This is a genomic window from Fluviibacter sp. (assembly GCF_057744235.1).
On the sequence record NZ_JBIJFP010000003.1, the window covers coordinates 49,521 to 63,657 of the forward strand.

General features: G+C 55.1%; 13 protein-coding genes. 2 read left to right on the forward strand and 11 right to left on the reverse strand.

What is annotated here, in order from left to right; all coding sequences use genetic code 11:
- Nucleotides 1-11: 11 nt before the first annotated feature.
- Genes leuD through aroC form a run of 4 tightly spaced genes read right to left on the reverse strand, consistent with a single transcriptional unit; the run spans nt 12 to nt 4,476 of the window.
- Nucleotides 12-653 (reverse strand): 3-isopropylmalate dehydratase small subunit, encoded by a 642-nt coding sequence (gene leuD, locus AC3GOJ_RS02985; RefSeq protein ID WP_488235981.1) that lies wholly within the window; start codon nt 651-653, stop codon nt 12-14.
- Nucleotides 653-2,074, reverse strand: a complete 1,422-nt coding sequence (gene leuC / locus AC3GOJ_RS02990; protein ID WP_488235982.1) for a 3-isopropylmalate dehydratase large subunit — start codon at nt 2,072-2,074, stop codon at nt 653-655. The genes leuD and leuC overlap by 1 nt, the downstream gene beginning before the upstream one ends.
- A gap of 51 nt (nt 2,075-2,125) precedes the next feature.
- Nucleotides 2,126-3,325: an MFS transporter gene (locus AC3GOJ_RS02995; RefSeq protein ID WP_488235983.1), complete on the reverse strand. Its 1,200-nt coding sequence runs from the start codon at nt 3,323-3,325 to the stop codon at nt 2,126-2,128.
- A gap of 32 nt (nt 3,326-3,357) precedes the next feature.
- Nucleotides 3,358-4,476 (reverse strand): chorismate synthase, encoded by a 1,119-nt coding sequence (gene aroC / locus AC3GOJ_RS03000; protein ID WP_488235984.1) that lies wholly within the window; start codon nt 4,474-4,476, stop codon nt 3,358-3,360.
- Nucleotides 4,477-4,858: 382 nt separating this feature from the next.
- Between aroC and AC3GOJ_RS03005 the strand changes: the two genes are divergently transcribed.
- Together AC3GOJ_RS03005 and AC3GOJ_RS03010 are read left to right on the forward strand one after the other, a co-directional pair.
- Entirely contained in the window at nt 4,859-7,735 is a 2,877-nt protein-coding gene (locus AC3GOJ_RS03005; protein WP_488235985.1) for an adenosylcobalamin-dependent ribonucleoside-diphosphate reductase, read from the forward strand.
- A 131-nt stretch (nt 7,736-7,866) separates the two neighbouring features.
- The gene (locus AC3GOJ_RS03010) at nt 7,867-9,759 is read left to right on the forward strand and encodes a potassium transporter Kup (protein WP_488235986.1); all 1,893 of its coding nucleotides are present in this window, start codon (nt 7,867-7,869) and stop codon (nt 9,757-9,759) included.
- 8 nt (nt 9,760-9,767) lie between these two features.
- Here the strand turns inward: AC3GOJ_RS03010 and AC3GOJ_RS03015 are convergent, their stop codons facing one another.
- The 7 genes from AC3GOJ_RS03015 to AC3GOJ_RS03045 form a co-directional block, all read right to left on the reverse strand.
- Nucleotides 9,768-10,904, reverse strand: coding sequence for a patatin-like phospholipase family protein (locus AC3GOJ_RS03015; protein ID WP_488235987.1), 1,137 nt, complete (start codon nt 10,902-10,904; stop codon nt 9,768-9,770).
- Entirely contained in the window at nt 10,897-11,298 is a 402-nt protein-coding gene (locus AC3GOJ_RS03020; protein WP_488235988.1) for a hypothetical protein, read from the reverse strand. The genes AC3GOJ_RS03015 and AC3GOJ_RS03020 overlap by 8 nt, the downstream gene beginning before the upstream one ends.
- Nucleotides 11,299-11,348: 50 nt before the next feature.
- Complete coding sequence (locus tag AC3GOJ_RS03025) at nt 11,349-12,653, reverse strand: HipA domain-containing protein (protein WP_488235989.1); 1,305 nt, start codon at nt 12,651-12,653, stop codon at nt 11,349-11,351.
- On the reverse strand, nt 12,650-12,931 hold the full coding sequence (locus tag AC3GOJ_RS03030; RefSeq protein WP_488235990.1) for a helix-turn-helix domain-containing protein: 282 nt from the start codon (nt 12,929-12,931) through the stop codon (nt 12,650-12,652). Before AC3GOJ_RS03030 ends, AC3GOJ_RS03025 begins: the two co-directional genes overlap by 4 nt.
- Before the next feature lie 121 nt (nt 12,932-13,052).
- Nucleotides 13,053-13,454: a surface-adhesin E family protein gene (locus AC3GOJ_RS03035; RefSeq protein ID WP_488235991.1), complete on the reverse strand. Its 402-nt coding sequence runs from the start codon at nt 13,452-13,454 to the stop codon at nt 13,053-13,055.
- Nucleotides 13,455-13,483: 29 nt separating this feature from the next.
- Nucleotides 13,484-13,795, reverse strand: a complete 312-nt coding sequence (locus tag AC3GOJ_RS03040; RefSeq protein WP_488235992.1) for a CcdB family protein — start codon at nt 13,793-13,795, stop codon at nt 13,484-13,486.
- 3 nt (nt 13,796-13,798) lie between these two features.
- Complete coding sequence (locus AC3GOJ_RS03045) at nt 13,799-14,050, reverse strand: type II toxin-antitoxin system CcdA family antitoxin (RefSeq protein ID WP_488235993.1); 252 nt, start codon at nt 14,048-14,050, stop codon at nt 13,799-13,801.
- Nucleotides 14,051-14,137: the final 87 nt, after the last annotated feature.

A 14,137-nucleotide genomic window follows, 5' to 3' on the forward strand; every position in this document is an offset into this window, starting at 1 on the left:
ACTCCAGAGAATTATTTAGCAAACAACCAGGGCTGTTCGTTACGGCGATGATCTTCATAGGCGTGAATCGCATCAGCATGACGTAGGGTCAGGCCAATATCATCCCAACCGTTGATCAGACATTCCTTGCGGAAAGCATCCACGTCAAAAGGAATCGCATCCCCCGATGGTGTTCGCACCACCTGATTCGGCAGATCTACCACCAGGCGGTAACCTGGCGTTGCCAGCGTTTCGGCAAAGAGGCGATCGACCACTTGCGTTGGCAATACGATCGGCAGAATGCCGTTTTTGAAACAGTTGTTGAAGAAAATGTCGGCAAAAGATTCGGCAATGATGGCGCGGAAGCCATAGTCGAGCAGCGCCCATGGCGCATGTTCACGTGAGCTGCCGCAACCGAAGTTCTGGCGGGTGAGCAGCACCGAGGCGCCCTTGAACTGCGGCTGGTTCAGCGAGAACTGCGGATTCAATGGGCGGTTGGTGCAATCCTGGCCTGGCTGCCCCACATCCATGTAACGCCATTCGTCAAATGCGAACGGACCAAAACCCGAACGGTTAATCGACTTCAGAAACTGCTTCGGGATGATGGCATCGGTATCGACATTGGCGCGATCCAGCGGCGCCACCAGGCCATCCAGCACAACAAACTTATCCATTACAGCACCTCCCGCACATCAACAAAGCGGCCGGCAATTGCCGCAGCGGCGGCCATGATCGGGCTCACCAGATGGGTACGACCCATCGGACCCTGACGGCCTTCAAAGTTACGATTCGAGGTCGAGGCACAACGCTCACCCGGTGACATACGATCGGCGTTCATACCCAGACACATCGAACAACCCGGCTCACGCCATTCAAAGCCTGCGGCCTTGAAAATCTTGTCCAGACCCTCTTCTTCGGCCTGACGCTTAACGAGACCCGAACCCGGCACCACCAGCGCCAGTTTCACAGTCGCGGCGACCGAACGGCCGCGCACAATGGCAGCCGCCTGACGCAAATCTTCGATACGTGAGTTGGTGCAAGAACCGATAAAAATCTTGTCGACGGGCACACCGGCAATCGGTGTGTTCGGATTCAGGCCCATATAGGCCAGCGCGCGTTCCATCCCTTCGCGCTTCACCGGATCCTGCTCCTTCGCCGGATCAGGAATCATCTCGTTGATGCCGATCACCATTTCCGGTGAGGTACCCCAGGTCACTTGCGGCTGAATCGCGCGTGCATCAAGCTCAACCACCTTGTCGAACTTGGCACCCTCATCGGTGTGCAGCGTGCGCCAGTAAGCCACGGCCTTATCCCAATCGCTGCCCTTTGGCGCGAAATTACGGCCTTGTACGTAATTGATGGTCGTATCATCCACCGCCACCATACCGGCACGTGCGCCCGCTTCAATGGCCATATTGCAAACGGTCATACGACCTTCCATCGACAAACCACGAATGGCGCTGCCAGCAAATTCGATGGCGTAGCCCGTACCACCGGCGGTGCCGATCTTGCCGATGATGGCCAGCACGATGTCCTTGGCGCCGACACCCTTACCAACCGGGCCATCAACGCGAATCAGCATCGACTTGGATTTTTTGGAAACCAGTGTCTGCGTGGCCAGCACGTGCTCGACTTCGGAGGTGCCGATACCAAAAGCGAGTGCAGCAAACGCACCATGCGTTGATGTATGCGAATCACCGCAAACGACGGTCATACCCGGTAGTGTGGCGCCCTGCTCCGGACCAACCACGTGCACGATGCCCTGACGCACATCTTTGAAGGGGAAATAAGCCAACGCGCCGTTTGCGCGAATGTTGGCATCGAGGGTATCGACCTGCAGGCGGGAGATTTCGTCATCAATACAGGCTGTGCCTTCGGCCTTTTCCCAGCCATCGGTCGGTGTATTGTGGTCTGCCGTGGCAACCACAGACTCAATCCGCCATGCCTTGCGATCCGCCAGGCGCAAACCTTCAAAGGCCTGCGGGCTGGTCACTTCGTGCACCAGATGACGGTCGATATAGATCAGCGCTGTGCCGTCTTCTTCCTGACGGACAACGTGGTTTTCCCACAATTTATCGTAAAGTGTTTTTGCCATGGCGAATTCCGTAGATGCAATGCCGTGCCAAGCACGGCCCAGAGCCGGAAATTATCGCACAAGGGGCGCGCTGTTTGGGGTTTCAGCCGCTACAGACATGCCCTTAGCAATACAGAACCAGCCGGCCAGTGCAAAAAATGCACCCAATGTGAACGCCCAACCCGCACCGAGCGGATCCCAGACCAGGCCACTGACAAGACCACCGAACAAACCGCCACCCCCGAAAGACAGGCTCGAATACAGCGCCTGCCCCCTGGCATGGATATGTTTTGGGAACCAGTCATTCACTGCCGCAATCGATGCCGCATGATGCACCCCGAAGGTCACGCCATGCATCGTCTGGGCAATCAGCAACAGAATCAGCGATTCGCCGCCCCACCCGATCATCAGAAAACGTACGACTGCAACTGCATAGGTCACCAGCAACAAGAGCCGCAAGCTATAGCGCTTCATCAAGGGTGCCATCACCATAAACAGGCCAATCTCGACGAGCACCCCGAGCGACCAGAGCAAACCGATCATGCCCTTGCTATACCCCAGTGCATCCAGGTGGATGGAATAAAACACGTAATACACGCCGTGCGCCGAGGACATCAGAAAACAGGCAAGCAAGAGCATCCAGACACGACGCTCACGCATGACCGAACCCAGTGACGCCAGCGCCTCATCTGCTGCCTCGGCGGCGCCGGTTCGGGGAAGGTGCAACCCCTCCGGTACTTTAAATGCCATGACCAGAATGCCAATGAGCACCACAAAGACCATCATCGGCACATCGGAGATGGGCAGATCATCGAGCAAGGCACCGCCCAGCAGAACGGCCACAATAAACCCCACCGAACCCCAGACGCGGATCTGGCTATAGCGCTGCGGCTGGTCTTTGAGGTGCACAAAGGTCAGGCTTTCCACCAGTGGCAGCGAAGCGCTCCAGAAGAAGGCCATCAGCGTCATGGGGATGAACAGATGAATAAAATCATCCGTCAGGAAGAAACCCGTGAACCCCACACAGGCACACAGGGCAGATAGCCGGATGATGTCGACCCGACGCCCCCGCTTATCGGCCAGCCAGCCCCAGAACGTGGGCGCCAGCAGGCGCATCAACTGCATCTGCGACATCAGCAAGGCAATATCCGCCGCACTGAGACTCAAGCCCTGCAGATAGAGTGTGAAATACGGCGAAAAAACGCCGATAAACGCGAAGTAGAAAAAGTAATAGAGCGAGAGCCGCCAATACGGGAGCGGCACGCCAGTCATCAGAGAACGGAACCTAAAGAACGTTCAATGGCTCAGGCACGCGGTGCCGAAGCCGGTACCGCATTTGGCACCGCTGGTAAACCCGAATCCACATCGCCACATTGGGCACGATGCCGCAAGGCGTGATCCATCAACACAATCGCCATCATGGATTCGGCAATCGGTGTGGCACGAATCGCCACACATGGATCGTGACGGCCGAAAGTTTCAACCAGCACTTCCTCGTTACGGACGTTGATACTCCGACGCGGCGTGCGAATGCTCGAGGTTGGTTTAATCGCGACGCGCGCCACGACATCTTGCCCCGTTGTAATACCCCCCAGCACACCACCGGCGTTATTGCTCAAGAAACCCTGCGGCGTAATTTCATCGCCATGTTCGGTACCACGCTGAACTATCGAATCAAACCCGGCACCGATTTCTACACCCTTAACGGCATTGATGCTCATAAGCGCATGCGCCAGGTCCGCGTCAAATCGGTCGTAAACAGGCTCACCCCAACCGGCGGGTACACCGCGGGCAACGACCGTAATGCCGCCACCTACCGAATCGCCGTCTTTACGCAAGGCATCCATATAAGCTTCAAGCTCGGGAACAATCTCATTGTTCGGCGCAAAGAACGGGTTCTGGTCGATCTGATCTGCCGCAACAAAGGGAATCTCAATCGGGCCGAGTTGATCCATCCAGCCCTGGATCGTAATGCCATAACGCTCGAACAACCATTTGCGGGCAACAGCCCCGGCGGCAACACGCACGGCAGTTTCACGGGCCGATGAACGACCGCCGCCGCGGTAGTCGCGAATGCCGTATTTTTGCCAATAGGTGTAATCGGCATGCCCAGGGCGGAACTGCTCCGAGATGTTGCCGTAGTCCTTGCTCCGCTGATCGGTATTGCGAATCAGCAAACCAATCGGCGCGCCGGTGGTTTTACCCTCGAATACACCCGACAGAATTTCTACCGAATCGGGTTCTCGACGCTGCGTGACATGACGTGACGTACCCGGTTTACGGCGATCCAGTTCTGCCTGAATATCGGCTTCGGTAATCGCCAAGCCCGGGGGGCAACCATCAACCACGCAGCCAATCGCTGGACCGTGGGATTCGCCAAACGAGGTGACTGTAAACAGGGTACCGATCGTATTTCCGGACATAGAATTTAGCGCTTGAGTGAACGAACAACCAACAAAAAAACAGACGAAATATGGGCTAGATTCTAGCACGCGGGGCCCGGCTTCCCTGTCCAGCATGGGCTCAGCCATGTTGCCATGCAACAAACATATTAACGACGCACCTGCCGGGCGTGTCTGGCTGAAAAATCCGCCCACCACCGTTGTTCCAACGTGAAAAAAAATTTTCAGGCAGACAAATCAAGGGCTTCCAAGGGCTGCCCGGCGCAAGTCCTTGATGCAGCAGAGTTTGGCTGCAAACACTATATATAGAGAAAAGTTTGTAGTTGGACACTAGATGTAGTAAATTTCAGTCATACGAATTTTCTCTGTATTGCCCGCCAACCATTTCATCAGGGACAACATAATGACAACCGAGACAAACGCCCCGCAGACCGCCGCCAGCGCACGTGCCACCCTGCCCCCTCAGGAAATCTGTACTGAGGTTCTGGTAGAAAAGTACGCCAAAGGTAACGAACAATCGATCGCTGAAGTCCGTGCCCGCGTAGCCCGCGCCCTGGCCAAGGTCGAAGATGAAAAGCACCGTGCCAAGTGGGAAGGTAAATTTCTCTGGGCGCAAGAGCATGGCTTCGTCCCAGCCGGCCGTATCAACTCGGCGGCCGGGACCGACCTGCAGGCCACACTGATCAACTGCTTTGTGCAGCCGGTCGGTGATTCGGTCGTTGAAACCGTGAATGGTCGCCCGGGCATCTACACCGCCCTGGCCGAAGCTGCCGAAACCATGCGTCGCGGTGGTGGTGTGGGTTACGACTTCTCGTCGATCCGCCCACAAGGCGCCCGCGTTAAAGGCACCCACTCCCGCGCTTCGGGCCCTGTCTCGTACATGCGTGTGTTCGACCGCTCGTGCGAAACCGTGGAGTCGGCTGGCGCACGCCGTGGTGCCCAGATGGGGGTCATGCGTTGCGATCACCCGGATATCGAACTGTTCATCCACGCCAAAGACAAAGGCGACCTGACCAACTTCAACATCTCGATCGGCGTTACTGACCCATTCATGAAGGCCGTGGAAGGCGATGACTTCGTGGAACTCGTGCATGTGGCCGAGCCAAACGAAGAAATCATTGCTGATGGCGCCTACAAGCGTGAAGACGGCCTTTGGGTCTATCGCAAGGTACGCGCCCGTGATCTGTGGGATCAGGTCATGCAGTCCACCTACGATCATGCCGAGCCGGGCATCCTGTTCCTGGATCGCATGAACAAGGACAACAACCTCAACTACTGCGAGCTGATCGAAGCCACCAATCCGTGTGCCGAACAACCGCTGCCGCCATACGGCTGCTGCTGTCTGGGTTCGATCGACCTCACCCACTTCGTGATTGATCCCTTTGGCGAGAAGGCTGAGTTCGATTTCGCCGCCTTCGGTGAAGTGGTCAAGATTTCGACCCGTATGCTGGACAACGTGCTCGACGCCACCCACTGGCCGCTGCCGAATCAGCACCAGGAAGCCATGAACAAACGCCGCGTCGGTCTGGGCTTCACCGGTCTGGGTGATGCCCTGTACATGCTTAAGCTGCGTTATGACTCGCAAGAAGCATTGGCCATGGCTTCGAAGATTTCCGAGTTCATGCGCGACACCGCCTATCTGACTTCGGTTGATCTGGCCAAAGAGCGCGGCGCTTTCCCGCTGTTTAACGCCGAGCTGTACCTGTCGGGCGGCAACTTTGCCTCGCGACTGTCGAGCGAGGTGAAAGCCGAGATTCGTAAACACGGTCTGCGTAACTCGCACCTGCTGTCAATTGCACCGACCGGCACCATCTCGCTGGCCTTTGCCGATAACGCATCGAACGGTATCGAACCAGCCTTCTCGTGGACCTACACCCGCAAGAAGCGCATGGCCGACGGCACCATTAAAGAATACGCCGTTGAAGATCACGCCTGGCGTCTGTACCGCCATCTGGGCGGCGACGTCAATAACCTGCCGGATTACTTTGTGACGGCGCTGGAACTGTCAGCCAAGGCGCACAAGGATATGGTGGCTGCCGTAGCCCCGTACATCGATACCTCGATCTCGAAGACGGTGAACGTCCCGGCCGACTACCCGTACGAAGACTTCCAGGATCTGTACATGCAAGCCTGGAAGGCTGGTCTGAAGGGTCTGGCCACCTATCGTCCGAACAGCGTGCTGGGTTCGGTCCTGTCGGTCGATACGCCGAAGCAGGAAGAAGCGCAGAAGCAGCCACAGGACTTTGTGACCAACGACGCCAACCGTCGTCTGCACATCAAGGATCTGCCAGCACCCGTACTCTCCTCGCTGCGCTGGCCGAACCGCCCGAACCTGCCTGAAGGCAACCTGGCCTGGACCTACATGATTGACGGCCCGTTCGGCAAATTCGCGCTGTTTGTCGGTCACGTTGAGCAGGAGGCCAAAAACTGGCCATTCGAAGTGTGGGTCAATGGCCCGGATCAACCGCGCGGCCTGGGTGCCGTGGCCAAAACCCTGTCGATGGACATGCGCGCCAACGACCCGGCCTGGCTGAAGCTGAAGCTCGACTCGTTGTCGAACACCCCGTCGGCCGGCGAATCCTTTGACATGGCCTTCCCGCCCAACGGTGAGCGTCAGCTGATGTCCTCCTCGGTGTCGGCCTTCGCTCAACTGGTGCGTTACCGCGTCGAGCAACTCGGCTGGTTCAAGCAGGATCTACCGACTCCGGTGTACGACGCCCTGATGAGCGCCAAAGAACCGAAAACCGGCACCGACGGCACGTTGTCTTGGACCGTCGACATCTTCAACCCGAATACCGGTGAAGACTTCGTACTGGGCCTGAAGGAAATCACCCTGCCGGACGGCGTCAGCCGACCCTACTCGATGTGGCTGTCAGGTAACTACCCACGCGCCCTGGATGGTTTGTCAAAACTGCTATCGACCGACATGCGCGTCATTGACCCTGCCTGGATCGGCATGAAGCTGCGCAAGCTGCTCGATTACCCGGAACCCCTGGGCGACATGCTGGCCTTCGTACCGGGTTCGCGTAAGCAACAGACCTACCCGTCGACCATTGCCTACCTGGCCCACCTGATCCTGCATCGCTACGCCATGCTGGGCATTCTCGATGAGAATGGCTTCCCGCTGAAGCAGATGGGTATTCTGCAAGCGCCAACGGAAGATGGTGCCGTGAAGCCAGTACAAGGCAAACTGTGTGGCGAATGCGGCAACACCACCATGATCCGCAAGGATGGTTGCGACTTCTGCACCGCCTGTGGTGCCGTGGGTACCTGCGGCTAAGCAACCTGCTTAAGCAGTCATAAAAAGCCCCGGCGGTTAAAAACTCCGGGGCTTTTTTATATTTTACCCCGAAGTAGATGCATAGCTTCGATTGATATAATCGACAGTTATACAATCGTCTAAGCCAAACCATGAGCAGTTCTGAAGCAACCACCAAAAAATCCCTGCAGGCACTCAGTCTCGCCGCCTTGGGTATTGTGTTCGGTGATATCGGCACCAGCCCGCTCTACGCCTTTGAGCAGGTATTCGCCAACGGCATCCATTCGGTGCCGGTGAGTGAAGCTAACATTTACGGCGTGCTATCCCTATTCTTCTGGTCACTCATGATGGTGGTGACGCTTAAGTACGTCATCTTCATGATGCGAGCCGACAACCACGGCGAAGGCGGCATCATGGCGCTGATGGCGCTTGCCATGCGCCACATTCGCGAGGATTCGGACTCTGCAAAGCGCCGCATCCTGCTCATTCTTGGCCTGCTCGGCGCCTCATTTTTCTATGGCGATGGGGTCATCACACCGGCCATTTCCGTCCTCTCGGCGGTTGAAGGGCTGGAACTGATTTCGCCAGACCTCAAAGACATGGTCATCCCCGTAGCGCTCGGCATTTTGCTCGCACTCTTCTGGACACAGCGGCGGGGCACCGGCACCATCGGCCTCTTCTTCGGCCCGATCATGCTGATCTGGTTTATTGCCATTGGTGCCCTCGGTGTCTTCAACATTCTGCAGCACCCAGGCGTTTTAGCCGCCCTGAACCCCCTGCACGGCATCGAATTCCTGCTCACCCATGGTCCATTGGCCTTCTTTGCCCTCGGTGCCGTGGTGCTCTGTCTTACCGGTGCAGAAGCACTCTACGCCGACATGGGTCACTTCGGCCCGCTGCCCATCCGCATTGTCTGGATCGGGCTGGTGCTGCCTTCGCTGGTGCTCAACTACTTTGGCCAGGGCGCACTACTCCTGACGCAACCGGATGCGCTGAGCAATTTGTTCTACATGATGGCTCCCGCCGTGCTGCACCCGGCGCTGATCATTCTGGCCACCATCGCCACGGTGATTGCCTCGCAGGCCGTGATTTCCGGGGCCTTCTCCATGACGCGCCAGGCCTGGCAGCTCGGCTTTCTCCCACATATGCGGATTATGCAGACATCCGCAGAATCCCTCGGGCAGGTTTACGTACCCATCGTCAATACGCTGCTGGCGATATGTGTCGTGGCTGTGATACTGATTTTCCAATCCTCCAGCGCCCTGGGTTCTGCGTACGGCATTGCCGTCACGGGCACCATGCTCATTACCGATTTCCTGGCTATTGTGGCCGTCATCAACATCTGGCGCTGGCATACCTGGCGCGCCATTCTGGGGGCCAGCGCTTTCATCCTCATTGATACGGTGTTCTTTGCCTCGAATACCCTCAAACTGTTAGAGGGTGGCTGGCTACCGCTATTACTGAGCCTCGGCATGATCATCATCATGACCACTTGGAACCGTGGCCGCATTACCCTGATTCAGCGTAACAAAGCCGATGTGATCCCGATCACGACATTCATCGCCGAAGAAATCACCGATCAGACCCCACGCGTTAAAGGCGCAGCGGTCTATCTGGTTAACGACCTGCACCTCACACCCAAAGGACTACGGGCCACCATGCATCACTTTGGCGTGGTGCACGAACAGGTCGCCCTGCTCTGTATCAAATATGCACTAACACCCTATGTTGCGCCGGAAGACCGGTTGCAGGTTGCCCTGTGCAATAAAGGATTTCTCCAGCTACAGATGAACTGCGGGTTCATGGAACGGATATCCATTCCTGATGAGATCCAGGCCCACTGGCCGGTTGGCATTACTGCTCACCCCGACCCGGTCTCGTTTTTTATCAGTCACTGGGCTATAGGCATCAACCCGGCCCCTGGTATGTGGCTCTGGCGCCGCTACCTCTTCCGCGTTATGTATCGCAATGCCCAGCAACCCCAGGAGTTTCTCAGCCTGCCAACTGCTGACTCGATGATCATGAGTGTGCGCGTTGATCTGTGATTGTGCCGTTAGGCGGATATCTGCTGTAGTGCCTCCAACGGCGTCAGACCCGGTTCGCTGAGCGATCGCAGAAACTGCTCGGCCTGCGCTTTACCTTCGGCAATCAGACCATCGATCAGCTGCGGGCTGCGCGATAGCTTGCTCGAGTAATCCAGCGTTTTCTGGATATCTTCGGAGATCTTGATAAAGCGAATACGCAACTGCTGGGCATGCCCAAACCCGATACCTTCCAGGTACTCCGGCTTTACGCCGCCGTTATTGACCATGATCCACTGCATGGCGATCTTTTCAATATCCTGAACGAGCGAGATATTGCTCGTCATCTGCGTGCGCCGCTCCAGAATCTCATCGGGTGATGTTGGGACTTTGTGATATTCCAATGGATCAATCATCACAATCCAGATCTCTTCTGGCATGCGGCTATTGCCCATACGGATTGGCCGCAACAAGGGGCTTAATGGCGGGTTCGAAGAGAACAAACCATCCCAGTAATAATCGTTACCAATCTGTACCGCCGGGAACACGCTCGGAATCGCTGCTGAGGCCATAATGGTTTCCGGGGTGATGGCATCTTCACGCGAGTTGAAGATTTTCATCTTACCCTTCAGCACATCAGCCGCCCCCATCAGCAATGTCGTACTGTCCGGCTGATTCAATCTGGCGGCTACTTCAAAATCAATATGGCTCTCAATCAAGCCCTTGAAATCGGTGTAGTTCGTGCGCGGCAACAGATAGCTCATGGATTTCTGGAGCATCTGGCTAAAATGCGATGACGGGCTGCTTTCCAGTTTGGGCAGATAGCCAGCACCCGAGGCACGAAGCATCTGGGTGGCGATCATATCGACCCACTGCTCCATCGGCTCAGACGCTTTGAGCTCATCCCAGAAGTTGGCGATGCGCTGATCGACCGGGGTTTTATCACCGGCCGCATTCTGCAACAAACCGTACCAGGCCAACGCTGCATTTAACGCACCACCAGAGGTACCCGTCAACGCCAGAACGTCGTGAGAATTCTGTATATCGGCGGCAAATAAACCCTGCAACACACCGGCCGTAAAAGCCGTCTGGCTCCCCCCGCCCTGACAGGCAATGGCGATTTTTTTACGGGGGTTAGCCACACGATTAATTTTAGAGGTTCTATTCATTCGCCCATTTTACTTGTGGCCTGGCACTGTCACAAAGCTTATCCGCATCAGCCCGGCACTCCGGGCCATAGACTGCTGCCTCGGTTGGTCTGTAGTGATAATCCTTGCCGTTGATAATCGAGTGGTTTTCGGCACCACTGAACGTTACACAAACCATGGCCGAATCTTTGGCAACCAGATCGGTATGTATGGGTGCACAGGCAACACCCACCAGCTTTAAACCGTTGATCTGCGCAGTGATCAGCTTCGTGTAGAAACGTTCGCTCACATCCTGCGGCTTGTAATGCGATGACCAGCTACTGAGCTGGGCCATTAATTTCTCATGCGTAATGGTGCTATCAAGCGTTTGTGCTTGAAATTGACCAAATGGCAAATGAGCTGAGTGTTTAGGCATGATGGTATTTATGCGCTCTATACCTTAAAGGGCGCTTAAGTATCCAATCATTAATTGCGCAACTGCGCCACCATTTCTTTGATGGGCAACTGTCGTATGGTGTTGATCATGTAAAGTTGACCAGCACGCTGCTGGTGAGGCACATCTGTTCGCGATTCGAACTCCTGATAGACGCGATCTGCGATGTCTGAAATCTGGTTCACTAATCGATTCAGCTCGCGCTCAATTAATTTTATGGGCAAGTTAATTGCTGCACCAAAATCCAGAACATCCTGACGTCGTAGATCTGAGAAGAAGCGTGCGTCTCCTATAGGATGGGTTAGCTCCAGATCTGGCCAGCGGGGGCCTACGGTTACCAAATCTGGCCGAGCCCAGGATACGGTACTCACAAAATCATAATGCGGCGCAAGGCTGTAACCCTCTCGCCCGACATACAGAGATAGATTTTTCAGGTGGGCATCGTGATTACCAATGAGCACATTAAACACAGTCCAGCGAAACAATCCGATTCGGGTGGGTGCTTTGGCTCGACACAAAGCGACGATGCTATTCAATGCTACGGCGCCAGCCAACGTATATTTGGAGCCGGAGGATAACGACAACGCCTGGGCGGCATCCAGCACATGACGCCGGGCTAGAGCCCCATCAACGATCTGTCGGTCAAAACGTTCGATGATGTACACAGAAGATGGCACGTAACGCAGCGCGACCGATGGCACATTGAGTTTGAGTAATTGCGCAATACGAGCGCAGTACCATTCATTGACTGCACTGGCCGGGTAATGCTCGCTGAGCGCATTAGGTTTGAGTATGTGCGTTGATAGCTGTGAACCAACTGGTTCATAGATCAGGCCCTGCGCATCGACAACTACGGCGAGTTTTTCTTGCGCGCCCGCCAGAGACATTTTTTTTGGCGCTTCGCTACCGAGCGCAACAAAGGGCATTTTCTGAATACGCGCTTCTAGCTGTGCGTCGGTCATTAACTGTAAACCGGGTGCTGCAAGCGTGGCATCCGGTGCCAGTAAAGTAATAGCACCGGCAGACTCGCTGCCAAATCGTTCCAGCAGGCTCCAGGCATCCCATTCGCCTTTTTCCAGTGATGCCACAAGACGCTGACGCGCCATTTCTTCTGGTAGCAGGTTGTCAAAAAACCACTGAACGGGTCTTTCACTACCCGTGTCAGTAATGCGACTCTGTTGTAGCGGCAAGCCAGGCGCTAATGCAAAACCTGTGTCACACCAGCTAACCTCGTACTCGAAGGCCCAGACGCCCGAGTTTTCAAACAGGCGACCGACTGGCTGGCCTTCAATGAGCACACGAAGGAAGCGCCCCCCGCTTTGTTCCTTAGCCATCATGTTTTGACGCGCGTTCGAACAGGTGGTTGCTGAGCAGCCGGCAAAGGGACCGTGCCAATGCCTGACGGTGGGCTGAGGTGTAACTCGATCCCTAATTCGTCAAGCAGATTGAACAGTGTTGCTATGGCCGCCGTAGGCGGTGCCCCCTGCTCCAGCCGACGCAGTGTCGTCGGCGAAATGGCCAGTATGGCCGCCAGATCTTCCGCCCGAATTTGCTGCACAGTTCTGGTTTGCCGCAAAACGGCACCAAGGTCTGATGCGGATTTGATGCGTAACATAAGCCACCCAATCGTTAGATTTTTGACGATTATAAACAACCAATCTCAAAAAACACAACTATCGCCAAAATTCTGACGATTAGTGGCCTGAAAATTTACAGCGGGCTCGTATTGCTACAGACTACTTTAACCCACACGCCGTCTGCATGATCTTTGCATCGAGCGAATTTCTTTCGGGGGTGATCATGGGTGCTTCGGTAACGGTTGGGTTGTAGCTGTAAACCACCTTGCCCGTGCCTTCCATGAGCGACACACCTGTTAAGGCTTGGGTCTTGGCTTTGCAGTCTGCCAGGAAGGTGTTGGTGGCTTTGGTGTATTCCGCACCATTCGGCGCTTTCATTTTGCTGGTGTAAACCGTCTGAACGCTAAAAGCCGTTTTGCCATTGGATTGCACAAGGCTGTCGGTATCGAGGGCGTAGCTGGCGTTCTGCTCTACCGTAATGGCGCGGAGGGTTTCGGCGTGGGAAAGGCTGGTTGCTGTGACAAGCAAAGCAACGATTGCGATCGAGGTCGATTTTTTCATGGAATCACTCCTTCATAAATAAGCCATGGTCAGTAATCACCAAACACTTTATCAAGTGCCGGGCGAATCTTAGTGCGATCTTCTGCAGACAATACTGCAACAGGCTTCTTCAGCAGCGTGGTATCAATTGCAAACAACTCATCTGTTGATAAAACACATGCTCCAAATCCGGAGACATGCATTACGGGTGCCAGCGTTTCGACCGGCGTCATATTTACGCGTAAGGGGATAACAACCGTTGCTCCCGTTCTACTGGTTATGTGGTCATTCTGCACACTGACCAGGAACGGGACTTCTTTGGCTTTCGAACCAGGGTTTTTATAGATATCAAATTGCGCCATGGATCACACGCGAATGAACTCTGAGCCAGCCAAACCGTTCATCAGAATCTCTTTCCCATGTTGCTGTAACGCACCGCTATTTCGTTCAGCCCATGCTTTGTGTTCTAGACGCACAAGCAAATCCCCAAAGAGCTGCTCTGCCTGCGCAGAGAGATTAATCTGCTGTTTATAGGGTTCTAGCTTTTCCAGCAGATCCTGGTTAACGCTTAGTGTCACACGCCCTTTTTTAGCCGCAACATCATAAAGCTTGCTCATATACACACCTCATCATACGCATTATATTACGTACGATCATACGCATCAACAAACACAAAATCAAGCATTTGCTGAACGACCATAAAA